33 protein-coding genes are annotated in these 25535 nt (G+C 64.6%); 10 read left to right on the top strand and 23 right to left on the bottom strand.

The window, feature by feature from the left end; genetic code table 11:
- Positions 1 to 125: 125 nt before the first annotated feature.
- Entirely contained in the window at positions 126 to 797 is a 672-nt protein-coding gene (locus HFP57_RS10795) for an OmpW/AlkL family protein (RefSeq protein WP_176869771.1), read from the top strand.
- 74 nt (positions 798 to 871) lie between these two features.
- On the opposite strand, the gene HFP57_RS10800 is transcribed toward HFP57_RS10795, so the two are convergent.
- The gene (locus HFP57_RS10800) at positions 872 to 2044 is read right to left on the bottom strand and encodes a GGDEF domain-containing protein (RefSeq protein WP_176869772.1); all 1173 of its coding nucleotides are present in this window, start codon (positions 2042 to 2044) and stop codon (positions 872 to 874) included.
- Positions 2045 to 2211: 167 nt separating this feature from the next.
- On the opposite strand from HFP57_RS10800, the gene HFP57_RS10805 reads away from it, so the two are divergent.
- The 4 genes from HFP57_RS10805 (at position 2212) to HFP57_RS10820 (ending at position 6478) form a co-directional block, all read left to right on the top strand.
- Positions 2212 to 2877: an SDR family oxidoreductase gene (locus HFP57_RS10805; RefSeq protein ID WP_176869773.1), complete on the top strand. Its 666-nt coding sequence runs from the start codon at positions 2212 to 2214 to the stop codon at positions 2875 to 2877.
- A gap of 45 nt (positions 2878 to 2922) precedes the next feature.
- Positions 2923 to 4446 carry an acyl-CoA carboxylase subunit beta gene (locus tag HFP57_RS10810; RefSeq protein WP_176869774.1) on the top strand — a complete coding sequence of 508 codons (1524 nt, stop codon included), beginning with the start codon at positions 2923 to 2925 and terminating at the stop codon, positions 4444 to 4446.
- A 24-nt stretch (positions 4447 to 4470) separates the two neighbouring features.
- On the top strand, positions 4471 to 5304 hold the full coding sequence (locus HFP57_RS10815) for a S1/P1 nuclease (RefSeq protein ID WP_343045227.1): 834 nt from the start codon (positions 4471 to 4473) through the stop codon (positions 5302 to 5304).
- A 100-nt stretch (positions 5305 to 5404) separates the two neighbouring features.
- On the top strand, positions 5405 to 6478 hold the full coding sequence (locus tag HFP57_RS10820; protein WP_246263093.1) for an isoaspartyl peptidase/L-asparaginase family protein: 1074 nt from the start codon (positions 5405 to 5407) through the stop codon (positions 6476 to 6478).
- A gap of 90 nt (positions 6479 to 6568) precedes the next feature.
- Here the strand turns inward: HFP57_RS10820 and pal are convergent, their stop codons facing one another.
- The 17 genes from pal to HFP57_RS10905 all read right to left on the bottom strand — a co-directional run bounded on the left by pal (position 6569) and on the right by HFP57_RS10905 (position 17199).
- A complete protein-coding gene (pal, locus tag HFP57_RS10825) occupies positions 6569 to 7087 on the bottom strand; it encodes a peptidoglycan-associated lipoprotein Pal (protein WP_176869776.1) in 519 nt (172 codons plus the stop codon).
- Between the two features lie 83 nt (positions 7088 to 7170).
- A complete protein-coding gene (gene tolB, locus HFP57_RS10830) occupies positions 7171 to 8535 on the bottom strand; it encodes a Tol-Pal system beta propeller repeat protein TolB (RefSeq protein WP_176869777.1) in 1365 nt (454 codons plus the stop codon).
- A gap of 14 nt (positions 8536 to 8549) precedes the next feature.
- Positions 8550 to 9317 carry a hypothetical protein gene (locus HFP57_RS10835; protein WP_176869778.1) on the bottom strand — a complete coding sequence of 256 codons (768 nt, stop codon included), beginning with the start codon at positions 9315 to 9317 and terminating at the stop codon, positions 8550 to 8552.
- Positions 9317 to 9847 (bottom strand): ExbD/TolR family protein, encoded by a 531-nt coding sequence (locus HFP57_RS10840; protein ID WP_176869779.1) that lies wholly within the window; start codon positions 9845 to 9847, stop codon positions 9317 to 9319. Before HFP57_RS10840 ends, HFP57_RS10835 begins: the two co-directional genes overlap by 1 nt.
- Positions 9848 to 10112: 265 nt before the next feature.
- The gene (gene tolQ / locus HFP57_RS10845) at positions 10113 to 10808 is read right to left on the bottom strand and encodes a protein TolQ (protein ID WP_246263099.1); all 696 of its coding nucleotides are present in this window, start codon (positions 10806 to 10808) and stop codon (positions 10113 to 10115) included.
- Positions 10809 to 10816: 8 nt separating this feature from the next.
- Positions 10817 to 11272 (bottom strand): YbgC/FadM family acyl-CoA thioesterase, encoded by a 456-nt coding sequence (locus HFP57_RS10850; RefSeq protein WP_176869780.1) that lies wholly within the window; start codon positions 11270 to 11272, stop codon positions 10817 to 10819.
- 80 nt (positions 11273 to 11352) lie between these two features.
- Positions 11353 to 12375, bottom strand: coding sequence for a Holliday junction branch migration DNA helicase RuvB (ruvB, locus tag HFP57_RS10855; protein ID WP_176869781.1), 1023 nt, complete (start codon positions 12373 to 12375; stop codon positions 11353 to 11355).
- A 1-nt stretch (position 12376) separates the two neighbouring features.
- The gene (locus HFP57_RS10860; RefSeq protein ID WP_176869782.1) at positions 12377 to 12661 is read right to left on the bottom strand and encodes a hypothetical protein; all 285 of its coding nucleotides are present in this window, start codon (positions 12659 to 12661) and stop codon (positions 12377 to 12379) included.
- Entirely contained in the window at positions 12654 to 13055 is a 402-nt protein-coding gene (locus HFP57_RS10865) for a GFA family protein (RefSeq protein WP_176869783.1), read from the bottom strand. Before HFP57_RS10865 ends, HFP57_RS10860 begins: the two co-directional genes overlap by 8 nt.
- Positions 13052 to 13648, bottom strand: coding sequence for a Holliday junction branch migration protein RuvA (gene ruvA, locus HFP57_RS10870; protein WP_176869784.1), 597 nt, complete (start codon positions 13646 to 13648; stop codon positions 13052 to 13054). The genes HFP57_RS10865 and ruvA overlap by 4 nt, the downstream gene beginning before the upstream one ends.
- Positions 13645 to 14163, bottom strand: coding sequence for a crossover junction endodeoxyribonuclease RuvC (ruvC, locus tag HFP57_RS10875; RefSeq protein WP_176871271.1), 519 nt, complete (start codon positions 14161 to 14163; stop codon positions 13645 to 13647). Before ruvC ends, ruvA begins: the two co-directional genes overlap by 4 nt.
- Positions 14160 to 14903 carry a YebC/PmpR family DNA-binding transcriptional regulator gene (locus HFP57_RS10880; RefSeq protein ID WP_176869785.1) on the bottom strand — a complete coding sequence of 248 codons (744 nt, stop codon included), beginning with the start codon at positions 14901 to 14903 and terminating at the stop codon, positions 14160 to 14162. Before HFP57_RS10880 ends, ruvC begins: the two co-directional genes overlap by 4 nt.
- A gap of 56 nt (positions 14904 to 14959) precedes the next feature.
- Positions 14960 to 15637: a hypothetical protein gene (locus tag HFP57_RS10885; RefSeq protein ID WP_176869786.1), complete on the bottom strand. Its 678-nt coding sequence runs from the start codon at positions 15635 to 15637 to the stop codon at positions 14960 to 14962.
- A 31-nt stretch (positions 15638 to 15668) separates the two neighbouring features.
- A complete protein-coding gene (locus HFP57_RS10890) occupies positions 15669 to 16166 on the bottom strand; it encodes an arsinothricin resistance N-acetyltransferase ArsN1 family B (protein WP_176869787.1) in 498 nt (165 codons plus the stop codon).
- A gap of 7 nt (positions 16167 to 16173) precedes the next feature.
- Positions 16174 to 16494, bottom strand: coding sequence for a heavy metal-binding domain-containing protein (locus tag HFP57_RS10895; RefSeq protein WP_176869788.1), 321 nt, complete (start codon positions 16492 to 16494; stop codon positions 16174 to 16176).
- 85 nt (positions 16495 to 16579) lie between these two features.
- Complete coding sequence (locus HFP57_RS10900; protein WP_176869789.1) at positions 16580 to 16822, bottom strand: DUF2312 domain-containing protein; 243 nt, start codon at positions 16820 to 16822, stop codon at positions 16580 to 16582.
- Between the two features lie 62 nt (positions 16823 to 16884).
- Complete coding sequence (locus tag HFP57_RS10905) at positions 16885 to 17199, bottom strand: DUF1244 domain-containing protein (protein ID WP_176869790.1); 315 nt, start codon at positions 17197 to 17199, stop codon at positions 16885 to 16887.
- An 80-nt stretch (positions 17200 to 17279) separates the two neighbouring features.
- On the opposite strand from HFP57_RS10905, the gene pyk reads away from it, so the two are divergent.
- Complete coding sequence (gene pyk / locus HFP57_RS10910; RefSeq protein WP_176869791.1) at positions 17280 to 18758, top strand: pyruvate kinase; 1479 nt, start codon at positions 17280 to 17282, stop codon at positions 18756 to 18758.
- A gap of 20 nt (positions 18759 to 18778) precedes the next feature.
- Here the strand turns inward: pyk and HFP57_RS10915 are convergent, their stop codons facing one another.
- Entirely contained in the window at positions 18779 to 19387 is a 609-nt protein-coding gene (locus HFP57_RS10915; protein WP_176869792.1) for an HAD family hydrolase, read from the bottom strand.
- Positions 19387 to 19512: a type B 50S ribosomal protein L36 gene (ykgO, locus tag HFP57_RS10920; protein ID WP_116236560.1), complete on the bottom strand. Its 126-nt coding sequence runs from the start codon at positions 19510 to 19512 to the stop codon at positions 19387 to 19389. Before ykgO ends, HFP57_RS10915 begins: the two co-directional genes overlap by 1 nt.
- A 112-nt stretch (positions 19513 to 19624) precedes the next feature.
- Here ykgO and HFP57_RS10925 point away from each other — a divergent pair, with 112 nt between their 5' ends.
- Positions 19625 to 20365 (top strand): metallophosphoesterase family protein, encoded by a 741-nt coding sequence (locus HFP57_RS10925; RefSeq protein ID WP_176869793.1) that lies wholly within the window; start codon positions 19625 to 19627, stop codon positions 20363 to 20365.
- A gap of 10 nt (positions 20366 to 20375) precedes the next feature.
- The gene (locus tag HFP57_RS10930) at positions 20376 to 21377 is read left to right on the top strand and encodes a YncE family protein (protein ID WP_176869794.1); all 1002 of its coding nucleotides are present in this window, start codon (positions 20376 to 20378) and stop codon (positions 21375 to 21377) included.
- Here HFP57_RS10930 and galE read toward each other — a convergent pair.
- Positions 21374 to 22372: a UDP-glucose 4-epimerase GalE gene (galE, locus tag HFP57_RS10935; RefSeq protein WP_176869795.1), complete on the bottom strand. Its 999-nt coding sequence runs from the start codon at positions 22370 to 22372 to the stop codon at positions 21374 to 21376. The genes HFP57_RS10930 and galE overlap by 4 nt on opposite strands.
- Positions 22373 to 22473: 101 nt before the next feature.
- Between galE and HFP57_RS10940 the strand changes: the two genes are divergently transcribed.
- Both HFP57_RS10940 and HFP57_RS10945 read left to right on the top strand, forming a co-directional pair.
- Complete coding sequence (locus HFP57_RS10940) at positions 22474 to 23064, top strand: DUF4136 domain-containing protein (RefSeq protein WP_176869796.1); 591 nt, start codon at positions 22474 to 22476, stop codon at positions 23062 to 23064.
- The gene (locus HFP57_RS10945) at positions 23061 to 24182 is read left to right on the top strand and encodes a M14 family metallopeptidase (protein WP_176869797.1); all 1122 of its coding nucleotides are present in this window, start codon (positions 23061 to 23063) and stop codon (positions 24180 to 24182) included. The genes HFP57_RS10940 and HFP57_RS10945 overlap by 4 nt, the downstream gene beginning before the upstream one ends.
- On the opposite strand, the gene HFP57_RS10950 is transcribed toward HFP57_RS10945, so the two are convergent.
- Positions 24179 to 25066 carry a sigma-70 family RNA polymerase sigma factor gene (locus HFP57_RS10950; RefSeq protein WP_176869798.1) on the bottom strand — a complete coding sequence of 296 codons (888 nt, stop codon included), beginning with the start codon at positions 25064 to 25066 and terminating at the stop codon, positions 24179 to 24181. The genes HFP57_RS10945 and HFP57_RS10950 overlap by 4 nt on opposite strands.
- Positions 25063 to 25512 (bottom strand): carboxymuconolactone decarboxylase family protein, encoded by a 450-nt coding sequence (locus tag HFP57_RS10955; protein WP_176869799.1) that lies wholly within the window; start codon positions 25510 to 25512, stop codon positions 25063 to 25065. Before HFP57_RS10955 ends, HFP57_RS10950 begins: the two co-directional genes overlap by 4 nt.
- Positions 25513 to 25535: the final 23 nt, after the last annotated feature.

Genomic DNA, 25535 nt, shown 5'->3' on the forward strand with positions numbered 1-25535 from the left:
CCCCGGCCGGCACGCAAAATGATAGATGATTTCTATTGAATGCGAATTTAACTTTCGATGCAAACAATTCCGCATTTTCCGTTACATCCTATCACCATACAGTCATCGAAAGAGGTTTTGTGATAATGAAATTGCGCCATATTTCCGCCTGGGTTGCCGCCGCCCTGATGGTTTCGACTCCGGCCGTCGCGCAGCAGGCGGGGGATGTCCAGCTGAAGCTGTTCGCAACCGGCGTTTTGCCGGACGGCGAAATAGACACCGTCGAACGCGACGATTTCGGCCTTCCGGCGGGATCGCAGACGCGCGTGACCGACAGCTTCGTGCCCACGATCGCCGCGGAATATTTCATATCCGACACCTTCTCGATCGAAACCATCTGCTGCGTCACGCCGCATGATGTCGAAGGCACCGGCGCGCTCGCCGGCGTGGAACTGATCGACGACGCCATCGTCCTGCCCGCGACGGTCACGGCCAAGCTCCACCTGCCCATAGGCGAGGTCTTCAAGCCCTATATCGGTGCCGGCCCCGCCTATTTCTTCATCTTCAGCGAGAATGTCGGCGCTGGCGCGGCCGCGCTCGGCATCGACGATGTCAGCCTGTCGAGCGAGTTCGGCGTCGCGCTTCAGGCCGGCGCCGATTTCCGGCTGAACGACCGGGGGCTCGGCCTCAGCATCGATGCCAAACGCTATTTCGTCGGCACGACGGCAACCTTCTCGGCCGGCGGAACCGAACTGATCCGTACGGATCACGATCTCGATCCCTGGGTGGTGAGCGCCGGCCTGACCTATCGATTCTGAGCCGCTTCAGGACCCCGGATATTTCCACGGACGGATAACCATAAGGGCCGGCCGGTCGCGCGGTCGATCAGGTGTCAGGCCGCATTTTGACGGGCGGCGACGGCTGCGGTGTCCGACGGACCCTGATCGCCCCGTTTGAGCGCATAGAGCGCCCTGTCCGCAACCATCATGACCGCGTCGGCATTCACGCCGTCACAACCCGAAAGCGCATGGCCGATACTGCCCGACACCGGAATCCGATGGCCCTCGACCCTCGCGGGTTGCGATAGCGCGAGGAGGAAGGCGCTCGTACGCGCCGATGCGGCGACTTCATCCGTTACCGCTGGCATCAGAACGAGAAACTCGTCGCCGCCCAGCCTGCCGACGAGTTCCCCGGGTTCAGCGGCTTCGCGCAGCCTGTCGGCCACGATCTGAAGCAACGTATCGCCGACATGATGGCCGAGCGTATCGTTGATCCGCTTGAAGCCGTTGAGATCCAGGATCGCGATCGCATAGCCCACCCCTTCCGCCGACGCGGCATCGGCTGCATCGAGCGCATCCATGATCGCCCGGCGGTTGGCGAGCCCGGTCAACGGGTCTGTGTTCGCCAGCCGCAGAATTTTTTCTTCCAATATGATGCCGTCTACGATCCGCTGATAGCTTTCCATCAGAAAGACGATCATCAGGATCGCGATCGAGATCATGCTGGCGCCGAGAATGGCCCCTTCGAAATCGCCGAACAGCAGCAGATAGGTCGCCGCCGGCATGACGCCGATAATCAGCGCGCCGATCGCCGCGCGCCGGATCGGCGCCAGGCAATGAGCGATGCAGGTCGACCCGAAAACCAGCGAAACCGGGATCAGTATCATATCGGCGAATGTCGGGCTCGTCAGCGCATAGACGGACCACGCGCTCAACCCCGAAATCATGCCGATCGAGACGATCGTCAGGCTGCGCAGCGTTTTGCGGGGATCGCGTGCGCGATCGGGCAAACGCGCACGCCGGATCCACTGGATCATCCGCAAGGCAGACAGGATCGCGACCACGCCCATCCAGCCATAGTTCGAGACCGGCACCTCCTTGTGGAAGCACAGCACCATGATCAGCATGATATTGAACAGCGCCACCGCATAGATCATCGGCACATGTTCGAGCGCGCGCTCGGCCTGCACAACCTCGATGCGCGCTCTCACCTCGTCGGCCGACAGGCGGTCGTCGCCTGTCGCTCGCGATTCCGGCGCGCCCCAAATGCCTGCCGAAATCCTCAAGACCGCCTCCGTTTCCGCCATTATCGACGCCGATCCGATCTAAGTCCCCATGGTAAAAAGAGGATTAACGGCCGGGCCGCGGAGCCAGGCCGGCCGCCTTCACTGGAACGGCGGTTGCGATGATGAGCTGGTTCAGAGATGGTATCTCCGACACGAAAGGACTTTCCATGCCCACTGTTCTCATAACCGGCGCCAATCGCGGCATCGGCCTCGAATTAGCGAAACAATATGCGGCCGATGGCTGGACCGTGATCGGCACGGCCCGGGAGCCGGAAAAGGCGGACGGGCTGCGCGCCATCGGCAATGCCGAAGTCATGCAGCTCGATGCCGCCGACGCCGACAGCCTCGACGATTTCATGGCGGTGCTCGGCGATCGCCCGATCGACCTGTTCATCAACAATGCCGGCGTCTACGGCAGCAACGATCTCGACCGCGACGAATGGCTGAAGACGTTCGAGATCAACAGCATCGCACCGACCTTGCTCGCCGAGCGGCTCAAGCCGAATGTCGCAGCGAGCGGGCAGAAGAAGATGGCGGTGCTCTCCAGTATCATGGGCAGCATCGGCGACGGTAACGGTAGCAGCGCGATCGTCTACCGCTCGTCCAAGGCCGCCGTGAACGCCGCGTGGAAAGCGCTGAGCAACCGGTATCGCGAGGACGGCATCGCCGTCGCGATCCTCCATCCCGGCTGGGTGCAGACCGATATGGGCGGGCCGAATGCCAATATCGACGTCGAGACCAGCGTGACCGGGCTGCGCGCGGTGCTCGATAAGCTGTCGCTGCAATCGACCGGCCGCTTCACCGGCTATGACGGCAGACAGCTGCCCTGGTAGCTTCGCCATTGGCTTTGCGCGGCGGGTTTGGCTAAGTCCGCCAGCATGAGCTGGAACAAGGATATCGAGGAGCTGCGGCGGCGCGAGGCCTATGCAGAGGAGATGGGCGGGCCCGAGAAGGTCCAGCGCCAGCACGATCGCGGCAAGCTCGACGCCCGCGAACGGATCGGGCGGCTCGTCGACCAGGGTTCCTTCCGCGAAATCGGCAAGATCGCCGGGCGCGGCGACTATGACGAACAGGAAGAACTCGTCCATGCCGCGCCGAGCAACCTGATCTTCGGCCGCGCCGATATCGACGGCCGTCCGGTGGTCGCCAGCGCCGACGATTTCACCGTACGCGGCGGCGCGGCCGACGCCGCCCTCCACCGCAAATTCGTCCAGTGCGAGAAAATGGCGCACGAACTCGGCATCCCGCTCGTTCGCATGATCGACGGCACGGGCGGCGGCGGTTCGGTCAAGAGTCTCGAGGATATGGGCTTCACCTATGTGCCCGCGGTTCCGGGCTGGGACGACATCATGAAGAACCGGGAGACGGTGCCGGTCGTGGCGCTGGCGCTGGGCCCGACTGCCGGCATGGGCGCCGCGCGGACGGTGGCCAGCCATTATTCGGTGATGGTGCGCGGCCTCTCGCAGCTCTTTGCAGCCGGACCCGTGGTCGCCCAGGCGATCGGCGAGGATGTCGACAAGGAGGGGCTCGGCGGCAGCGACATCCATACCCGCAACGGTGTCGTCGACGAGGAAGTGGCGAGCGAGGACGAGGCGTTCGCCGCCGCGCGGCGTTTCCTCTCCTATCTGCCGAGCAATGTGAATCAGCGCGCGGCGAGATGGTCCAACGACGATCCGGTCGACCGGCGGGAGGAGAGCCTGCTCTCGATCGTCCCGCGCGAGGCCAAACAGGTCTATTCGATGCGCGCCGTGATGGATGCGGTGTTCGACCGCGGCAGCGTATTCGAAATGGGCAAACGCTGGGGCCGCGCCGCGATCACCGCCTTCGCCCGGCTCGATGGCTGGCCGGTAGCCGTCCTCGCCAGCGACCCGAGTTTTCTCGGCGGCTCCTGGGAGGCGCTGACGAGCCAGAAGGTCAAGCGTTTCGCCGAACTCGCCGAGCAGTTCCGCCTACCGGTCGTCCATCTCGTCGACAATCCGGGCTTCATGGTCGGCGTCGAAGCCGAGCGGGCGGGCACGATCCGCTTCGGCGTGGAGGCGATGAACGCGGTCTACAAGGCGTCCGTGCCCTGGGCGAGCGTCATCGTCCGCCGCGCATACGGCATCGCAGGTTCGGCCATGTCGAACGCCGAACGCTTCCAGTACCGCTTCGCCTGGCCGAGCGGAGACTGGGGCTCGCTGCCGATCGCCGGCGGGCTCGAAGCGGCGTACAAGAGCGTGATCGAGGCGGCCGAGGATCCCGCCGCCAAGCTGGAGGAGATCAAGGCCAGGCTCGAACGGGTCACCTCGCCCTTCCGCACGGCGGAAAAGTTCAGCGTCGAGGATATCATCGATCCGCGCGATACCCGGCCCCTGCTCTGCGAATTCGCCGATCTCGCCTGGCGCAAGCTGACATCGTCCTGACATCAAGGCGGCGCAAAAGACCAGATGATGATCCGATTGCTCGTGCTCGCCCTGCTCGCCCTGCCGGCGCCCGCCCTGGCCTGGAGCGCCTATGGCCATCGCACCGTCGCCGCGATCGCCGAAGCGAACATCTCGGCCGGAGCGCGGGCCGAAATCGGCCGGCTGCTGGCGGTCCGCGCCTTGATCGGCACGCCGCAATGCGCGCTCGCGACGATCGGCGATGTCAGCGTCTGGCCCGATTGCGTGCGGCGCGACCGGCTGCGCTGGGGCTATACGGCGCCCTGGCACTATCAGAATGTGAATATCTGCGCGGCTTTCACGCTCGAGGGCAATTGCCCGGGCGGTAACTGCGTCTATCGCCAGGTCGAGCGCAACGCCGCCTTGCTGGCCGACCGGAGCCTGCCGCGCCATGTCCGGCTCGAAGCGCTGGCCTTTCTCGTCCATTTCGTCGGCGATCTGCATATGCCGCTCCATGCCGGGGATCGCGGCGATCGAGGCGGCAACGATCTGGCCGCGTCCTATGGCGTGGTGCCGGGTCTCAATCTCCACTGGATCTGGGACAGCCATCTCGCCGAACGGTCGATCTCGGCGGCGCCAGATCTCGTCCGGCGCTATTCGCCCGCCGAACGGGCCGCGATGGGGAGCGGCGATGCCGAAAGCTGGTCGCGGGACAGCTGGGCGGTCAGCCGCGATCTCGCCTATCCGCGCGCGCTCGATGGCGCGGCCTGCAGCCCGGCACCCGACGCGCCCGTCACCATCGACGAAGCCGATGTCGCGGCATCCCGCGCGATGCTGCGGCTGCAGATACAGCGCGCCGGTCTCAGGCTGGCGCGCCTGCTCGAAGAGGCGCTCGGCTGAGAGCCCCGCTCTGGAAATGGCGCGCAAAGGCGACTAGGCGGGAAGCCGGTTACAGGGAGACACGCACATGCGCCTTTGGATAGCGATTGGAGCCCTTTTCATGTCGAGCCAAACCGCCGCGCAAACCGAAGCGGTCGATACCGGCGAAGCCGAATGGACGCTCGTCATCCATGGAGGCGCGGGCGTGATCGAACGCGACCGGCTGACGGCCGAACAGAATAGCGCCATTCGCACCGCGCTCGCTCATGCACTCGAAACCGGCAGCGCTATCCTGCGCGACGGCGGCGCGGCGATCGACGCGATCGAAGCAACGGTGCGCGAGCTCGAGGACGATCCCCATTTCAACGCCGGTCGCGGCGCCGTTTTCACCTATGACGGCGCGATCGAACATGATGCGTCGATCATGGACGGCTCGACCCGCTCGGCCGGGGCGGTCACCGGCACGTCGCACACCCGCCATCCGGTGACGCTCGCGCGGCGCGTAATGACCGAGTCCCCGCATGTCTTCCTGCGCGGCGCGGGCGCGGACTCATTCTCCGTCGAACAGGGGCTCGAACAGGTCGAGAATGACTGGTTCGAAACCGACGAGCGGCGGCGCCAGCTGGAAGAGATGCTGGCCGGCGAAGCCGAAGGGCTGAGCGCATACGATATCGATCTGAAATATGGCACGGTAGGCGCAGTGGCGATGGATCGGGACGGCGATGTCGCCGCCGCAACCTCGACCGGGGGGCTGACTGGCAAGCGCTGGGGCCGGATCGGCGATTCCCCGGTGATCGGCGCGGGCACCTATGCCGACAATCGCGGCTGTGCGGTCTCCGCGACCGGTTCCGGCGAATATTTCATCCGGGTCGGCGTGGCGCACGAAATCTGCGCGCAGATTCGCTTCCGCTTCGAACAGCGGCTGGCCGGAGCGCGTGCGTCCGTGCGCGCCGACAGCGACGGCATGCCGGACCATTATATCCATGCCAGCGAATTCGGCCTCGAAGCCGCCGATATTCAGGAAATCGCCGACCGCGTGATCGCCGAAATGGGCGCGCTGGGCGGATCGGGCGGCGTGATCGTCGCGACGCCCTGGGGCACGGGCACCTATGCGTTCAACACGCCCGGCATGTATCGCGGCATGGCGTCGAGCAATGGCGGGGCCAGCGTCGCCATCTATGGCGACGAGGACTAGCCGCCGGCGCCTTCGTCATCTTCGGGGAAGATGCGGGGCCGGGAATCAAGGTTCCCGGCCCGAAAAGGAATCGGACAATCGCGCGGGTGGCTAGCCAATCGGCACGATGGTCACCGCGCGGCGGTTCTGCGCCCAGCTGGCAGGATCGGAGCCCAGCGCGACCGGCCGTTCCTTGCCATAGCTGATCACCGTCATCCGCGATGCATCGACGCCGCGCGCGGCCAGATAGTTGGACGCCGCATTGGCGCGGCGTTCGCCGAGCGCGAGATTATATTCGCGCGTGCCGCGCTCGTCGCAATGGCCTTCGATGGTGACCCGGACGCCGGGATTGGTAACCAGCCAGCGCGCCTGCGAATCGAGGATCGCGCGATCTTCGGGGTCGATATCGTAGGAATCGGTTTCGAAGAAGATCGTGTCGCTGGCGGCGTTGGCGAGGAAATCCTCGCGGCTGCCGGGCGCGGGGCCCGTTGGAGCGGGCGGCGCCGTTTCCGGCCCGGTCGCGCCAACCGGCGGCGGCGGCAGGTCGTCGGGCGCTTCGCGGGAACAGGCGCCGAGCGCGAGTGCCGAGCCGGCAGCGAGGAAAATCGCGGTTCTGGAAAAGTTGGTCATGGTTTCGATCCTTTTCTTCTTGCGACGCGGCCCCGCCTTATGCCGCCAGTCTTCACGCGGGAGTCAAGTGGGTCGTGCGCCAGTCAGTTCCTGAGCGGCGACCAGGAGGGGTCGGAAGCCCCCACCGGCGTCGGCAACCGGCGGACCATCCTGCCGGTGACATCGACCGACCAGAGGCTGGGCAGCGTGTTGCCGCGCGGGGTCCGGAAGAAATGGATGACGCGGCCGTTCGGCGCCCAGCTCGGGCCCTCGTCCTGCCAGCTGTTGGTCAGAATGCGCTCGCCCGATCCGTCCGAACGCATGACGCCGATCCGGAAACCGCCACCCAACCGGGTGAAGGCGACGAGATTACCGCGCGGGCTCCATTCGGGCGTCGCATAGCGGCCGCCGCCGAAGCTGATCCGGCGCTGGTTCGAGCCGTCGGCGTTCATCACATAGAGCTGCTGGCCGCCCGAACGATCGCTTTCGAAAACGATACGCCGGCCGTCGGGCGAATAGCTCGCACTGGTATCGATGCCCGGCGTGTTGGTGAGCCGGACGGGCCGTCCGCCCGATACCGGAACGCGATAGATATCGCTGTTGCCGTTGACCGCCATCGAGAAGACGACATAGCGGCTGTCCGGCGAATAGCGCGGCGCGAATGTCATATAGGGCGCGTCGACGAGCAGCCGCTGGCGGCCGGTCTCCAGATCGTAGATATAGACCCGCGGCTCGTCGTTCAGATAGCTCATATAGGTTATCGTCCTCCCGTCCGGCGCATAGCGCGGCGTCAGCACGATCGACTGGCCGTTCGTCAGGAAGCGGTGATTGGCGCCGTCGGTATCCATCACCGCGATGCGGCGCACCCGGTTATCCTTGGGGCCGCTCTCCGCGACATAGACGATCCGGCTGTCGAAATAGGCGCCCTCGCCGGTCAGCCGAGCATAGACCATGTCGGCGCAGCGATGCGCAGCGCGGCGCCAATCGGCATAGTCGACCTCGTAGCCCGCGCGTTCGAGCGGCGCCTGGGCGAAGACGTCGTACAGATAGCAGCCGACCGTCAGCCGGCCGTTATTGCCCGCTTGGACGTAACCCTGGACGAGATTCTGCGCGCCGACCTGACTCCAGGCCGGATAGTCGGGCGCGGTCACCTGTGGCATGTCGACATCGCGCAGGAACTGCCGGGCGACCGGATTGAAGAATCCGGAATTGCGCAAATCGTCCTCGATGACGCGCGCGACCTGGCGGCCGAGATCCTCGGTATTGCCGGCCGGCGTACCGACCGCGCGCGGCGTCGGCATGTCGGGAATCGCGATCGCAGTCGGGTTCGAAATTCCTCCGACGACATCGCCTTCGATCGGGCCGGATGCCGGTTCGTCCTGGGCGACGGCGGCGCTGCCGAGCGCGGCCAGGCACAAACCAAGCGCCAGTTGGCGAACGGCCGAAAGGGAAGGGATCGAAAAGGCCATGATGTTCATGCTCCTCAGGTCAATTGCGCCGGGATGAAATTCAGGACGACGTCGCTCCAGCCATCTTCATAAAGCGCATCGGGCAGTGGCGGCAGCGGACAGCGCGGGTTGAGAACGGCGCTACGCGCCGCCTCGACCATCTGCGATTCATATTGGCGGTTCGAGCCGTTAACGCCGCGGGCACCCAGCACGCTGACCTGATTGCGACCCAAGGTCCCGTCGGGGGCGGGCTGGATGCGCAGCCGTACGACGATATCCTCGGCCGCCGTGCCGCTCAGCGAGCCGAGATTGTAACAGGGCCGGACCGCATTCACGATCCGGCTGATCAGGTTGGAGCGGTCCGATGCGCTGACCGCCGCCTGCGAGGCCGATGTCCCCGTATCGTTCGACGTGCCGATACCGTCGGTGATGCCGGCGATCCGCGACGAGCGGCGCTGAGGCGGACGGCGTTCAGGCTGAGGCCGGCTCTCGGGCATCGGATCCGCGCGGCGCTCCACGGGTGGGGGCGGGGCGGGGCTCGGCGTCACGCTGGGTTGCGGCAGGGGTTCGATTTCCGGCGGGGTCATCGAATCGAGATCGTTTTCGAGATCGCGCCGTTCCGAAGCGGGTGCGGGCCGATCGGTCGCCGTCGCGAATGCGCCGATATCGCCCGACAAGGTCACGGCCACGGCTTCGCGCCGGGGCACCTCGTCGCGCGTCAGCAGGGTGAAGGACAGCAAGGTGAACAGGGCGACATGGCCGATCGCCGCGGCGCCGAGACCGATACGCTCCGCCCGATCCATCAGATCGGCTCCACTTCGGCCGGATCGAGCAATTCGATCTCTTCGCCATCCGGCGCATCTTTTGAGCGTGCATCGGCTTCGTCGGGCGTGGCGCCTTCCTCGCCCGGCGCCGTCGTCAGCAGCGAGATGCGATTGAGGCCCGCCCGGTTCAGTTCGCCCATGACAAGCATGACGCGGCCATAGTCGAGCGTCGTATCGGCGCGCAGAAACACCGCATGACCGTCCGGGCCCGACGGCCGTGCGGCAATCGTACTCAGGGTCGAAGCGAGCTCGACATCGGTGATCGCGATATCGTCGATAAATATCCGCCCGGTTTCGTCGATCGCGATCTGGGTCGGCTCGCTTTCCTGGTCGAGCGCGCCGGCCCGGCTCTCGGGCAATCGCACCGGAACACCCGAGGCCAGCAGCGGCGCCGTCACCATGAAGATGATCAGCAGCACCAGCATCACGTCGACAAAAGGCGTGACGTTGATCTCGGACATCGGCACCCGCCGGCCGCGCATCGACTGGGAGGGAAGCTGCATCGCCATCAGAGATTGTTCCTTTGGTCAGACTCGACCTTGCGGTCGAGCGCCGTACCGGCCCGCACCCCCTCCCGGAGTTTTCCGTCAGACTCGGGCCTCGCGACCCGAGCGCGGTACCGGCCCGCTCCCCCTCCCGACCTCTCATTGAGTATACCGTGTTGGGAGGTCGGGAGGGGGAGCGGGCCGGTACCGCGACGTTGCGACAGCAACGTTCTGACAAACAGAATCCGGTGCCGCGATTTCGCGTCAGCGAAATTCTGACAAAACGCTCTCATCGCGCGGCCTCCAGCTCGTGGCTCAAGGTCGCGTGGAGACCATCGGCATAGCGGATCAGCCGCGCCTCGAGCCGGTTCAGGCCGTGCGTCAGCCGGTTATAGGCGATCACGGCCGGTATCGCGGCGAACAGGCCGAGCGCGGTCGCGAACAGCGCCTCGGCAATGCCGGGCGCGACGACGTCGAGGCTGGTCGAGGCCTGCCCCGCAATATCGGTAAAGGCGCGCATGATGCCCCAGACCGTGCCGAACAGACCGACAAAGGGTGCAACCGAGCCGACGGTCGCGAGGATGTTGAGCCGGTCGGTCAGCTTGTCCATTTCGGCCGCGACCGCGGCGCCCATCGCCGTCGCCAGCCGCTGGCGCGTGCCGGGCCGGTCGATCGTGCCGTTTTTCGTCGAGCGCCGCCATTCGGACAGCCCGGCGCTGAACACCTTGGCGGCCGAATTGTCGTCGCCGCCCCGCGCGTCGTAAAAGCGGTCGATATCCTCTGCGCGCCAGAAATCGCGCTCGAACCGCTCGCTCCGCTTGCGCATGCCGCCGATCTTGCGGCCATGGCTGATAATGATCGCCCAGGTCCAGATACTCGCCAGCAGCAATCCGATCATCACCAGTTTGACGACGATATCGGCCTGCAGGAACAGGGTCAGCGGGTTCATCAGCGATTCGCTCGCGCCGAATTCGAATCCTCCCATAGCGTTTATTATTCTCCTATTTTCAAACGCTTGAACGTCTCGACCCATTCGCGCGGCTGGCGCATCGGCCGGCCGCTCGGGGCGACCAGCGCGGCGGTAACGTCCGCATCGGTCAATATGTCGCTGCCGCGCATGACTCGTTGATGAATGGCGCAGCTCGCCGCCCGGACGCCGGTGACATGGCTGACGACGAGAAGGTCGTCATCGAGCTTCGCCGGCATGCGATACTTTATGGCCAGATCGACCACCGCATAGGCGCCTTCGTCCGCCTCAATCGTCGCACGCTGATCGACACCGGCGAGCCGCAACATGTCCGACCGGGCTCGCTCCATGAAGCGCAGATAGTTGGCGTGATAGACGATTCCGGAGAGATCCGTGTCCTCGAAATAGACGCGCACCGGGAAGCGATGCTCCTTGTCGTCGAAATAGCCGGAAACCGGCCGGTCACGTATATCATCGCTCATGCCTCCAGCCTTAGCCGGGCGGGACTCGCCGTAAAAGCGCGGATTTTCGGATTGTCGCGGCGGGGCAACCGGTGAGCGCGCTAATCGAACAGCCCATCTTCCGCAGACTTTGGCGGATTCAGCCCCAAATGCTTCCAGCCGCGGACATTGAGCGCCCGCCCCCGTGCCGTCCGCGCGACGAGGCCGAGCTGGATCAGATAGGGCTCGATCACCTCCTCGATCGTATCGCGGGGCTCGGACAGGCCGGCCGCCAAGGTTTCGACGCCGACCGGACCGCCTTTGTAGATATCGGCGATCATCGTCAGGTAACGCCGGTCCATCATGTCGAGGCCAAGCGCGTCGACCTCGAGCCGGGTGAGCGCGGCATCGGCGGTCTTGGCATCGACCTCCTTCACGCTGTCGACATGGGCGAAATCGCGGACGCGGCGCAGAAGCCTTCCGGCAATCCGCGGCGTACCGCGCGCCCGGGCGGCGATCTCGCGCGCACCATCGTCGGTGATGGCGAGATCAAGCAAACTCGCGGCACGGCGAACCACCAGTTCGAGCTCCTCGACGCTGTAGAAGGTCAGACGCACCGGGATACCGAACCGGTCGCGCAGCGGCGTCGTGATCAGCCCCTGCCGCGTCGTCGCGCCGACCAGGGTGAATTGCGGCAGGTCGATCCGCACCGAACGCGCCGACGGGCCCTCGCCGATGATCAGGTCGAGCGCCCGGTCCTCCATCGCCGGATAGAGGATTTCCTCGACCGCCGGAGCGAGCCGGTGGATCTCGTCGATGAACAGGACGTCGCCATCCTCGAGATTGGTCAGGAGCGCGGCGAGATCGCCGGCCTTGGCGATGACCGGCCCGGACGTCGCCCGGAATCCGACGCCGAGCTCGCGCGCGACGATCTGCGCCAAGGTCGTCTTGCCGAGCCCCGGCGGCCCGAACAGCATGACATGGTCGAGCGCATCCGACCGCTTCTTCGCCGCCGCGATAAAGACGCGCAGATTGTCGCACGCGGATTTCTGCCCGATAAATTCGGCCAGCGTCTTGGGCCGCAGCGCTGCGTCCGCATCCTCCGTCTTGCGCTCGGGGGAGATATGGCGGTCGGTGTCAGTCATATCAGAGGCACTCACCGTGGAGACCGCAACCTATTGTCATCCAACCCATAAAGCAGATCGGAGTCATAACGAGAACATAAGTGAGGCTTCCGCCGACGCGCGTCCAGAAGCCATCAATCGCCGCACTTGTTGCGGCCGCTCCGATAGCCAACGAGATCAAAAATGCGATCAGCACAAGTCCATTGTTTGTATCGGGAACGAGTATCGCCGCGGTGATTGTTGCTAGGACAGGCAATACGATGGCACCAAGCATCAGAAGATTTGCACGAACTTTCGCGTCAGTCATAATGCTCAACCTCGTCGCCCGGGATCGTCACCCAGGAATGTTTCCGCGCTTCCCAAACCGAAAATTTCGGTGCCGGGAAATCCGGATCGATGAACAGGCCGACGGGAATCGCGATCGCACCAGGTATCGGGCCGCCCATATACCAGACGGTCGTCCCGCAGGTCGGACAGAAGCGATAGGTCGTGATATTGCCGGCGTCGGTCGTCCGTTCCCAGACGGAGCTTTCGCCCTCAATCGTGACCTTGTCGGCGGGCCAGCGAGCCTGCTCACCGAACGGCGATCCGCTGCGCTGCTGACAGGCGAAACAATGGCACACCGAGACCCGGATAGGTTCGCCTTCGCAGGTGGCGGACAGCTGGCCGCAACGGCAGGAGGCTTTATGCACGACGGTCATTTTGCCGCCTTCTTCAACGCCACGCGCACCAGCGCATCGAGGCTCGCGTCGTCGCCCAATTCGCCTTGCGCAGCAGCGACGGCCGCCGTCGCTTCGGCGGGCTTGAAGCCGAGATTGAGGAGCGCGGAGACGGCATCTGCGGACGCACCGGCGGGTGCGGGTGTCGCGCTTCCGCCCGAAACCGTCGCAATGCCGCCGACCTTGTCTTTCAGCTCATTGGCGATGCGGCTCGCCAGTTTCGGGCCGACGCCCGGCGTCCGCGCCAGCATCGCGGCATCGCCGGCCGCTATAGCCGCCTGAATTTCGCCGGTCTCCAGCGTTGAGAGGATGGCGAGCGCAACCTTGCTGCCGACACCCTGCACGCTGCCCAGCATCCGGAACCAGTCCCGCTCGCCGGCGCTCGCAAAGCCCACCAGCCGTATGAAATCGTCGCCGACCAGCATCTCGGTATGGATAGTGACATCGCCCCCGACCGGCCCCAGCGCCTCCAGGGTCCGCGACGAGGCGGCGACCAGATAGCCGACCCCCTGCACGTCGATCACCGCATGATCGGCGGCGCTCGATTCCAATATCCCTTTGAGCTTGGCGATCATGCAGCCCGCCCTTCGGCTTTGCTCAGGGCAGGCTCCACGGCCTTGGCGCTGGCGCGGTGATGGGCATGGGCGATGGCGACGGCCAGTGCGTCAGCCGCATCCGCTCCGGCAATCTGCGCGCCGGGCAGCAGGACGGACACCATCGCGTGGATCTGCGCCTTGTCCGCGCCGCCCGTGCCGACCACGGCTTTCTTGACCAGGCGGGGCGCATATTCGCCGATCGGCAAACCGGCCTCGGCCAGCACGAGCATCAAGGCGCCCCGCGCCTGGCCCAGTTTGAGCGTCGACTGTGCGTTGCTGTTGACGAAGACCTCCTCGATGCCGGCATCCACCGGCGCATGATCGGCTAAGACTGCGCGCAGGCCATCAGCGAGTGTCACCAGCCGCGCCGCCATCGGCGCCTTCGCATCCGTCCGGATCTGCCCGTTGGCGATATGCGACAGCCGGTTGCCCTCCGCCGCGATGACGCCCCAGCCGGTGCAGGCGAGCCCCGGGTCGAGGCCGATCAGCTTCAGGAGAGCTTCTCCATCACATCGTCCGGCACGTCGTAATTGCCCCAGACGGTCTGGACATCGTCATTGTGGTCGAGCGTGTCGATCAGCTTCATCAGCGTCCCGGCGTCCTTCTCGTCGAGCGTCACCTCTACATTGGGCCGCCAGGCGAGCTTCGCGCCCTCGGGCTCGCCGAGCGCTTTCTCGAGCTCGCCGGCGACGGCATGGAGATCGTCGGCCGCCGTCCAGATTTCATGGCTTTCATCGTCGGACTGCAAATCCTCGGCACCCGCTTCGAGCGCCGCTTCGAGTACCTTTTCGCTGTCGCCCACGCTGGCCGGATAGGTAATCAGGCCGAGCCGCTCGAAACCGTGCGCGACCGAGCCGCTTTCGCCCATATTGCCGCCATTTTTCGAAAAGATCGTACGGACATCGGTCACCGTGCGGTTGCGATTGTCGGTCAAGGTTTCGACGATCAGGCTGACCCCGCCGGGGCCAAAGCCCTCGAACCGGATTTCTTCGTAATTTTCATCGTCATTGGCGCTGGCCTTGTCGATCGCCCGCTGGATATTGTCCTTGGGCATCGACTGTCCGCGCGCCGTATTGACGGCGAGGCGGAGCCGCGGATTCATGTCGGGATCGGGTGCGCCCATCTTGGCCGCGACGGTGATCTCGCGGCTGAGCTTGGAGAAGAGCGCCGAGCGCTTCTTGTCCTGCGCGCCCTTGCGATGCATGATATTCTTGAATTTACTATGGCCTGCCATGGGTTTTCGAACTTGCCTTGCTGGAATGGTCTGATCGCTCCCGATAGCCGAGGCGGCTAGCGATTGGCAACGCGGCGATAGGCGGTAACCGACAAGGCCAGGCCGATCAGCACTATCAGCATGCTCAGCGCGCCGTCGGCGATTTCGAGTGCCGCCGAACGCGCGATTGTCCCCTCGACCAGCCCTACATCGATATAGGCATGGAGCGCGGATAGCGGCACAACGATCAGCAATTGCCAGATGACCAAGAATGGCAGCCATAGCGAAAATTCACGCAGCCGGGGACGCGGATCGATGGCGAGCGGCTTTTCCGTTGCGAGCGCTACGGTCCAGACTGCCAAGGGCGACGTGATCAGCGCGGCGAGGGCGTTGCCCGCAACGAGATTGACCAAATTGTCCTGCCCATCCGGCAACAGAGCCCGGACGCCGGCGGACACGGCAAAGCCCAGCAGCGTCAGCAGCACCATCAACCAGAATGCGCCATCGGGCATAAAGGGGGCACGGCGTGAGTCTGTCGCACGGCGCAACAGCGCAACGGTCAGCAATAGGAGCCCGGCAAGACGGATCACCGCCGCGAGGAGGAAAATCGGCGACGGCGGCTCACCCGGTTCGCCGATCTCCGAGAGGATCACCGCGTTGGTCGCAGTCGCCAGAACCAGCAGGATTACCGCCAACAGCCGCCATTCGGGCGCAATCGCCTGCCGCAGAGCGTCCCGTAAAAATCCTATGGCCATATCTGGCGATAGGCTATTCTCTTGAATCGGATCAAGATGCTATGATTCGCTGCCACCAACCGACATCGCGCCATGCGCCGAATTTCCAGCCGACCTCGCGATAGATGCCGACCGGCGTGAAGCCGACCGCCTTGTGCAGCGCTTCGCTGCCCTCATTGGGGATGGCGATACCGGCAAAGGCGGCGTGGACGTCATGCTCGGCCAGGATCGGGAACAGCGCCTCGTACAGCGCCCGGCCGAGGCCCCGCCGGACCCTCGTGTCCGGAACGTAGATCGCGACGTCGCAGGAAAAGCGATAGGCATGGCGCAGCCTGTGCGGCGAACCATAGGCATAGCCCGCGATCTCGCCGTCATCCTCGGCGACGACCCAGCCGTGCGAAGCGCCATAGCCTTCGATCCGCCGGCCCATCTCGCGCACCGACGGCACTTCTTCCTCGAAGCTCACCCATGTATTCTCGACGAACGGCGCGTAGATCGCTCGGCAGCTTTCGGCATCGTCGGCCCGGCCCGGGCGCACCGCGATGGTCATTGCGCCCTCAACCGAGCTTGACCGCCGTGCCGGAAACCGAGACCATCAGCATCGACCCCGTCTCGCCGATCACCTCATAGTCGAGATCGACGCCCACCACCGCATCGGCGCCGGCGTCCTCGGCCTCATGTTCCAGATCGGCAAAGGCTTCGCGGCGGGCAGTTTTCAGCGCCTTCTCATAGGCACCGGCCCGTCCGCCGACGATATCGCGCACCTTGGCGAACATGTCGGAAAAGATATTGGCCCCGATGATCGCCTCGCCGGTCACCACGCCGCAATAGCGGCTAATCGGTCGGCCTTCGATCTGCGGTGTCGTCGTGATGATCATGCCCGGCTCCTCCTCGCTGCTCGGCAGCAGCCTTAGCCGATCGGCCGGGCGATTTCATCCTCCATTCACCGGGCCGATCGACCGTTCAATCCATGCCGAGTGCGGATTTGTAGGTGTCGAGCAGATCGTCCTGCTCGCGCCGGTCATTGGTGTCCATCTTCCGGAGGCTGACGACCTTGCGCATGACCTTGGGATCGTAACCGACGGCCTTGGCCTCCGCGTAAACGTCCTTGATATCGTCGGCGATACCCTTCTTCTCTTCCTCGAGCCGCTCGATCCGTTCGATCAGGAGCCTGAGCCTGTCCGCCTGTACTGCGCCGTCCGCCATGATGCTTGTCTTTCTGCTTGGATTGGGAAAGCGCGAGGCTCTAGGCGAGCGCGCGAAAAGCCTCAAGCATTCTTCGCAACGCTGTCCTTCATCCGCTGCAATTGTTCGGGCGTCGCCTCGCGCTGATAGCGATCCTTCCACTCGCCATAGGGCATGCCGTAGATTGCCGCGCGGGCCTCGTCCTTCGGCAACTCGGTACCGCGCTCGGCGGACGCTTCGGCGATCCAGTCGGACAGGCAGTTGCGGCAGAAGCCGGCCTGGCACATCAGATCGATATTCTCGGCATCGGTACGGTGGCGCAAATGGGCGACGAGCCGGCGGAAGGCGGCCGCCGCCACGGCATCGTCGATATCGGGCATGATGGTTGGATCGGACATTGATCAGGTTCCTCACAGTTGTACTGTCACGATAAGGCTATAGAGCCGCAACGGTAAGTCCAGAACAGCCGGGAGGCCTCGTGGTTTCAGACACTGCCCCGCGCCAACGCAAGGTGCGTATCCTCGCAACGCTCGGCCCGTCCAGCGCCGACCCCGCGATGATCCGCAAGCTCTATCTTGCGGGGGCCGACGCCTTCCGGATCAATATGAGCCATGGCAGCCATGACGATCACAAACAGGTGTTTGCGGCGATCCGGGCGCTCGAAAAGGAAGCCCGGCGGCCGATGACGATCCTGGCCGATCTGCAAGGCCCCAAATTGCGGGTCGGCGAGTTTGCGGACGGGCTCGTCCAGCTCGAAACCGATGCGCAATTCACCCTGGACCGGGACACGAGTCCCGGCGACGCCAGCCGCGTATCTTTGCCGCACCCGGAGATTTTCGAAGCGATCGGGGACGGGGCCCGCCTGCTGCTCGACGATGGCAAGATCGTGTTGCGCGTCACCGATGCAGAGGCCAACCGGATCGAAACGGTCGTCGAAGTCGGCGGGCCATTGTCCAACAACAAGGGCCTCAACGTCCCCGACGTGATCATCCCGATGGCCGCGCTGACCGACAAGGATCGCAGCGACCTGACCTTCGCGCTCGATCAGGGGGCGGACTGGATCGCGCTATCCTTCGTGCAGAAGCCCGAAGACGCCGCCGAAGCGCGCAAGCTGATCCAGGGGCGGGCCGCGTTGCTCGCCAAGATCGAAAAACCCTCGGCCGTTCATCGGATCGACGAAATCCTCGAGGCCGTGGATGCAGTGATGGTCGCGCGCGGCGATCTCGGCGTCGAGATACCGCCCGAGGACGTCCCGCCGCTGCAAAAGCAGATCGTGGAAAAAGCCAGGATGGTGGGCCGTCCGGTCGTCGTCGCGACCCAGATGCTCGAATCGATGATCCGATCGCCGACGCCGACCCGGGCCGAGGTCTCGGACGTCGCGACGGCCGTGTACGATGGCGCGGATGCGATCATGCTGTCGGCGGAGAGCGCGGCGGGCGACTGGCCCGAGGAATCGGTAACGATGATGGACAAGATCGCCACCGCGGTCGAGGCCGATCCCACCCATTGGGAGCGCGTGCATTTCACCGAAACCTTGCCCGATTCGACGAGTGCCGACGCGCTGGCCGAAGCCTCGAACGGCATCGCCCAGACGGTTTCGGCGAGCGCGATCATCTGTTTCACGACTTCGGGTTCGACGGCGCGTCGGGTATCGCGCGAACGGCCCTCGGTACCGCTGCTGGTGCTGACTCCCAAACTCAAGACCGCACGCCGGCTGGGCCTGTTATGGGGCGCGCATTCGGTGCACACGCGCGATGTCGCCAATTTCGAAGAGATGGTCGCCAAATCGAAGCGCATGGCGCTGCGCGCGCAGATCGCCGCGGGCGGGGACCGGGTCATCGTGATGGCCGGAGTCCCGTTCGGAACGCCCGGATCGACCAATGTGCTGCATATCGTACGCCTTATCGGCGACGAACTGAAACGCCACACGAACGACGAGATCGCCAGCGACAGCTAGCCGGCGCGCAGTTCCGGCGCTCAGCCGAGCAGGCCATGCTCTCGAAGGCTGGTCGCGAGCGTCTCCGCATCGCGGAAATGATGGCCGGCGAAACCTTCGGCCTCGGCGCTGCGGATATTCTCTTCCCGGTCGTCGATGAACAGAGCGGTGCAGCGCGCAAGACCGAAGCGCTCCAGCGCGAGACGATAGATGGCCGGATCGGGCTTGATCAGCTTCTCTGCGCCCGAGATCACGATGTCTGCGAAATTGTCGAGCACGGGCGCGGTCGGCCGGAACAGGTCCCAGAACTCGACGCCGAAATTCGTGATCGCAAACAGGGGAACGTCGCGGCGCGCCAGTTCCTCGACCAGGGCATGCACGCCCGGCACCGGCCCGGGAATAGTCTCGAGCCAGCGATCGACATAGGCTTCGATCAGTTCCGCATGCTGGGGGAATTCGGCACTGCGCTCGGCGACCATGGCCGCGAGCGGGCGACCGGCATCGTGCTGGACATGCCAGTCCAAGGTCACGACATTGTTGAGAAACCAGTCCCGCTCCTGCGGGTCGGGGATCAGCTTTTCGAAAAGAAATCGCGGATCCCAGCGATACAACACATTGCCGACGTCGAAGACGACAGCATCCACGGTCATTAGCCCTGGCGCGCTTTGAACCTGCGGTTGGTCTTGTTGATCACATAGGTGCGGCCACGACGACGAATCACGCGGTTGTCGCGATGACGGCCCTTGAGCGATTTCAGTGAATTACGGACTTTCATGGCGATGCCCGGCCTTTTTTCTATCTCGGTTGTCGGAAACGAAGCGTGCACCTATGGTTGAACGGCCGCGAAGTCAAGCATCTGCGCGCATTGAAACCCGATGGAGTTTCAGGTGAAATCACCGTTTCACAGGAGAAATCGAAGCGCCCCGCCGAGCGGCGAACGGCTCTATGCCATTGGCGATATCCATGGCCGTTTCGACCTGTTCGAAACGCTGCTCGGCAAGATCGAGGCCGACGACGCCGAGGGCCGCGCCGCCGACACGACGATCATCCTGCTCGGCGACCTGATCGACAGGGGCCCGGAATCGGCCGCCGTGGTCGAGCATGCCCTGTCCTGGAGCGCCGGGTTCGCCGATATGGAGGTGCTGCTCGGCAATCACGAAGCATCGATGCTCGCGGTGCTCGCAGGCGAGACCCGCTGGCTCGACAGCTGGCTCGGCTATGGCGGCCGCGAGACGCTGGCGAGCTATGGCGTTCCGTCCGATCTGCTCGATATGGGCGCGAGTGCGGATATCGCCCGCGCCGTGCAATCGCATATTCCCGATAGCCATGCGCAGTGGCTGAAAGACCGCCCCTTGTCGCTGCGCCGCGGCGATTATCTGTTCGCCCATGCCGGGATCCGGCCGGGCCGCGCACTGGCCGCCCAGGAGGCCAGGGATCTGTTGTGGATCCGGTCCGAATTTCTCGACAGCGAGGATGACCATGGCGCGGTCGTCGTCCACGGCCATTCGATCACGCCGCAGCCTGAGGAGCGGCACAATCGGATCGGCATCGACACGGGCGCCTATTTCAGCGACACTCTGACGGCGCTCTGCCTCGAAGGCGGCGAGCGCCGGTTCATCCAAAGCTGAGAGGCGCGCCATGAAACCCTTTGTCCCGCTATTCCTGTTCCTCGTCGCCTGCGGCCCGGCGGCCGGGAGCGCGACCTTCGATGCGGCCGCGCCGATCACCGGGGATGTGCTGATTACCGGCAATAAGGGCGAGGACACGATCAGCCTCATAGATCTGGACACCGGCACGGAACATGCCCGGCTGGAGACCGGGCACCAGCCGCACGAAATCGCGATTTCGCCGAACGGCGCGCGCGCCGCGGTCGTCGCCTATGGCGGCACGACGATCGATATTATCGACGTGGCCAGCGCGAGCCGGGTCGACCGGATCGACCTCTCGCCCAATCGCCGCCCGCACGGTCTGCTCTGGCTGCCCGACAACCGGCTGATCGCGACGACCGAGGGCAGCGACAGCCTGACCATCGTCGATATGGCCGACCGCTCGGTTTCGGCCATCGCGACGGCGCAGGAAGGCTCGCACATGGTGGCGGTCAACGCCGACCTCACCCGCGCCTATGTCGCCAATATGGGAAGCGGCACCGTCAGCGTAATCGATCTCGAAGCTGGCGCGAAGCTGCGCGACATTCCCGCCGGCGATACACCAGAGGGCATTGCAATCTCTCCCGACGGGGCAACGCTCTGGGTCGCCGATCGCGATAATGCACAGCTATTCGCTTTCGATACGACGAGCTTCGAGCGCGTCGCGGAGATCGGCGTCGGCAATTTCCCGATTCGTGTCGCTGTCAGCCCCGATGGCGGAACGGTCGTGACGTCCAACTATGCTGGCGGCAGTTTGACGCTGGTGGACGAGGAAAGCCGGACGGTGGACCGGACCATTCTTGTTTCCGGCAGCGTCGGCGCGGCGCAGGTCACTATCCTGTTCTCGAGCGATGGACGCACACTTTATGTGGCAGAAACCGGCCGCAACCGGATCGCGGCAGTCGAGCTGGAAAGCGGCGAGGTTGTTCGGCGCTATGATGCGGGCGAAGATAGCGACGGACTGGCCGTCACGACGATCGGCGCTACCGACTAGCCGCGGTCGGCAAGCCGCCTTTCCCATGCCAGCGCATCGGCGACGATCCCGTCGAGATCGGCATGCTGCGGGCGCCAGGGAAGCGCCGCAAGGATCGCGCCGTTGTCGGCGATCAGGGCGTCCGGATCGCCGGCGCGGCGCGGCTCCATCGACCGGCTGAGCGTGACGCCCGCGACCCGATCGACGCTGTCGAGCACCTCCAGCACCGAAAACCCGGTGCCGTAACCGCAGTTGAGAAGATGGCTTTCGTCCGGCGCGGCGATCAGCTTTTCGAGCGCATGGATATGCGCGGCGGCGAGATCAGTGACATGGATATAGTCGCGCACCCCGGTGCCGTCGGACGTGTCGTAATCGGTCCCGAACACCGCGATACCGTCGCGCTTCCCGAGCGCCGCTTCGACGGCAACCTTTATCAGATGCGTCGCGCCCGCCGTCGACTGGCCGGACCGTCCCTGCGGATCGGCGCCCGCGACATTGAAGTAGCGCAGCGCGCAATAGTTGAGCGGATGGGCCGCCGCGGTATCGCGCAGCATCCATTCGGTCATCAGTTTCGACCGGCCATAGGGATTGATCGGCTCGGTCGGCATGGTTTCCGTAACCGGTATCGTGTCGGGGATGCCATAGGTCGCGGCGGTCGAGGAAAAGAGGAAATGCGGCACGCCGTTCGCGACCGCCGTCTCGATCAGTGTCCGGCTCCTTGCGGTGTTGTTGTCGTAATATTTGAGCGGAGCCTCGACCGATTCCGGCACCACCACCGAGCCGGCGAAATGCATGATCGCCCGGATATCATGATCGCCGATCAGTTTGGCGACGAGCGCGGCATCGGCGATATCGCCTTGGGCAAAGGTCGCACCATCCGGAACGGCCCAGCGAAAACCGGTCACCAGATTGTCGAGCACCACGACCGGCCAGCCCGCGTCGAGCAGCGCCAAGGCGGCGTGGCTTCCGATATAGCCCGCGCCTCCGGTAACCAGAATCGCCGGTTTCTCGCCCATCTCCGCTTCCTTCACCCCTGTCCGACTCCCTTTTGCAGCCTTTTCGTGGCACAATCGTTGACCGGTCTATAGCGCCCCGCACCGCGATATGGAGACAGTTGATGAAAAAGAGTTTTGCCCGCAGCGCCGCCCTGGCGACCCTTGCGCTGGTCGCCGCCTGCGCAACCCCCTCGCAACGCGGCACCGAAGTGACCCGCTTCCATCTCGGCCAGGCCATCCCGGCCCAGGCAATCAATGTCGAGCCGGCGGATCCCGAGCGCGAGGGCAGCCTCGAGTTCCGCCAATATGCATCGATCGTCGCACAGCAGCTCGCGACGATGGGCTTCACCGAGACCGGCCTGGAAGAAGCGGAAATGATCGCGGTGATCGACGTCGAACGCGGCACGCGCGAGGAAGTCGCCCGGCGCTCTCCCTTCACGATCGGGATCGGCGGCGGATCGTTCGGACGCCGGACGGGCGTCGGCGTGGGCACGAGTTTCGGCGTGGGCGGTTCGCGCGGCGGCGAGGTCGACGTCACCGAACTCTCCGTAGCGCTCAAGCGCCGGTCCGAGGGCACGATCGTCTGGGAAGGCACGGCGACCCGGGCCACCGAGCCCGGCGAAGAGAGCCCGGCGGCGATCGTCGAAATGCTCGCAGCGGCTCTGTTTCAAGGCTTCCCAGGCGAGTCCGGCCGCACTATCACGGTTGAATGACACTCAGCATCTCGAGCGCCTTTGACGGCGGCAATATCGCAGTTCTTTCAGCCTCCGGCAGCACCGCAGAACTGGAAATCGTCAAGGACCATCAGTCCGATTTCTATCAATGGTTCTATTTTCGCGTCACGGGCTGCGCCGGCGAAGACCTGGTCCTGACGATCGGCAATGCCGGCGACAGCGCCTATCCGCAGGGCTGGGACAATTATCAGGCGCGCGTATCGGCCGACCGCGAGCAGTGGCGCCTGGCCGATACCAGCTATGCTGACGGCAAGCTCGTGATCCGCCACACGGCCGAGGCGAACAGCCTCTGGTTCGCCTATTTCGCGCCCTATACGATGGAACGACATCACGACCTGGTCACCGAGATCGCAGCGCGAGACGGCGTGAGCCACGCCTCGCTGGGGCAAACGCTCGACGGTCAGGAACTCGACTATTTCACGATCGGCACCGGCGATCTCTCGGTCTGGCTCTATGCGCGCCAGCATCCGGGCGAGACGATGGCCGAATGGTGGATGGAGGGCGCGCTCGACCGGCTGACCGACCCTGCGGACCCGGTTGCGCGGGTTTTGCGCGAAAAAGCTACCTTCCACATCGTCCCCAATATGAACCCCGACGGATCGGCGCGCGGCCATCTGCGCACCAATGCGGTCGGAACCAACCTCAACCGCGAATGGCATCAGCCGACGCCGGAAAAGAGCCCCGAAGTCCTCTGGGTGTTGAACCATATGGACAAGACCGGTGTCGATTTCGCGATGGACGTCCATGGCGACGAAGCCATCCCCGCCAATTTCATCGCCGGGTTCGAGGGCATTCCGAGCTGGACCGAGCGGCAGGGCAAGCTCTACGACGCTTATCTCGCGGCACTGCTCAAGGCGTCGCCCGATTTTCAGACCAAACTCGGCTATCCGGTCGCCAAACCGCGCAAGGGCAATCTCTCCATGTCGACCAACCAGGTCGCCGAGCGCTTCGATTGCGTCGCGATGACCCTCGAAATGCCGTTCAAGGACAATCACGAACTGCCGGATGCGGAATTCGGCTGGTCGCCCGAACGGTGCGCGCTGCTGGGGCGCGCCTGCCTGTCGGCGCTGTACGATGTTATCGACGATTTGGTCTAGCGATCGAGACGCGCAGCGATATGCGCCAGTTTCGCCGGATTGCGCACCGTGTAGATCGCCTTGATCCGGCCATCGGCGATCGCAAAGGCATCCGACTGCAAGACTCCATGAGCGTCGCGGCTGATCATGCCGGGCAGCCCGTTGATCGCGCCGCGCCATAATATCTCTGGCGGTCGCCAACCGCGCTTGCGCCGCAAACCGGTGACGAAACGAACGACCTTGTCGCGACCCTGAATCACGTTGATCGCCGCGATCCTCGCGCCGCCGCCATCGGTATGGGCGGATACCGTCTCCGTCAGCAACGCGGTGAGCGACGCGATATCGCCATCCCGGCTGGCGGCCACGAAAGCACTGACCAGCCGATCGCCATCCTCATCCGCAACCGCGAAACGCGGCTTTGCATCGCGGACATGCCGCCGGGCGCGAGCGGCCAGCTGGCGGCAGCCCTGCTCGCTCCTGCCCAGCGCCCGAGCGATCTCTGAAAATCCCATATCGAATATGTCGTGCAGCAAATAGGCCGCACGCTCGAGCGGCGAGAGCCGTTCGAGCGCCAGCATCAGCGCGACCGTCAGCGTCTCGGCATTTTCCATCTCGATATCCGGGCTCAACCCTTCGGCCACCGGCTCGGGCAACCACGGGCCGGTATAGGATTCGCGCTGGACGCGGGCCGATTTGCGATGATCGATACAAAGCCGGGTAATCGTCCGCGCGAGAAAAGCGCGAGGCGCGGCGACGGCAGCCCGGTCGGCCGTCGTCCATCTGAGCCAGCAATCCTGGACCATATCCTCGGCTTCAGCGACCGAGCCCAACATACGATAGGCGATACCGAACAGATGGGCCCGGTGCCGCTCGAACTCCCGCGTCGGTTCGGCGACTTCGGTCATGCGGTCCGATCGGGATGTTCGACGGCGAAACCGACGCCGAACCGGTTCCAGCCGTTGATCGCGACGATGAGCAGCGTGAGATCGGCCTTCTCGGCATCGCCGAAATGCAGGTCTAGCGCCGCATAGTCGGCATCGCTGACATGGCCGTCGGGCAGCTTCGTCAGCAGCTCGGCCCAGACCAGCGCGGCGCGCTCGCGATCGCTGTAGAGCGGCGATTCGCGCCAGCCATCGAGCAGGAATATCCGCTGCGGACTCTCTCCCTGTTCGATCATATCATGGCTGTGCATGTCCATACAGAAGGCGCAGCCGTTGATCTGCGACACGCGCATGCGGACAAGTTCGGCAAGCGGTCTTTCGATGCTGCTGTCGCCCACGGCCGCTTCGAGCGCGAGCATGGCTTTAAGTGTGGCGGGGCTGGCTTCGGGATAATTGAGTCGGGCTTGCATCTGTCCATCCTGTTTGTGGGTGA

This window comes from Parasphingopyxis algicola (assembly GCF_013378075.1).
Taxonomy (GTDB): domain Bacteria; phylum Pseudomonadota; class Alphaproteobacteria; order Sphingomonadales; family Sphingomonadaceae; genus Parasphingopyxis; species Parasphingopyxis algicola.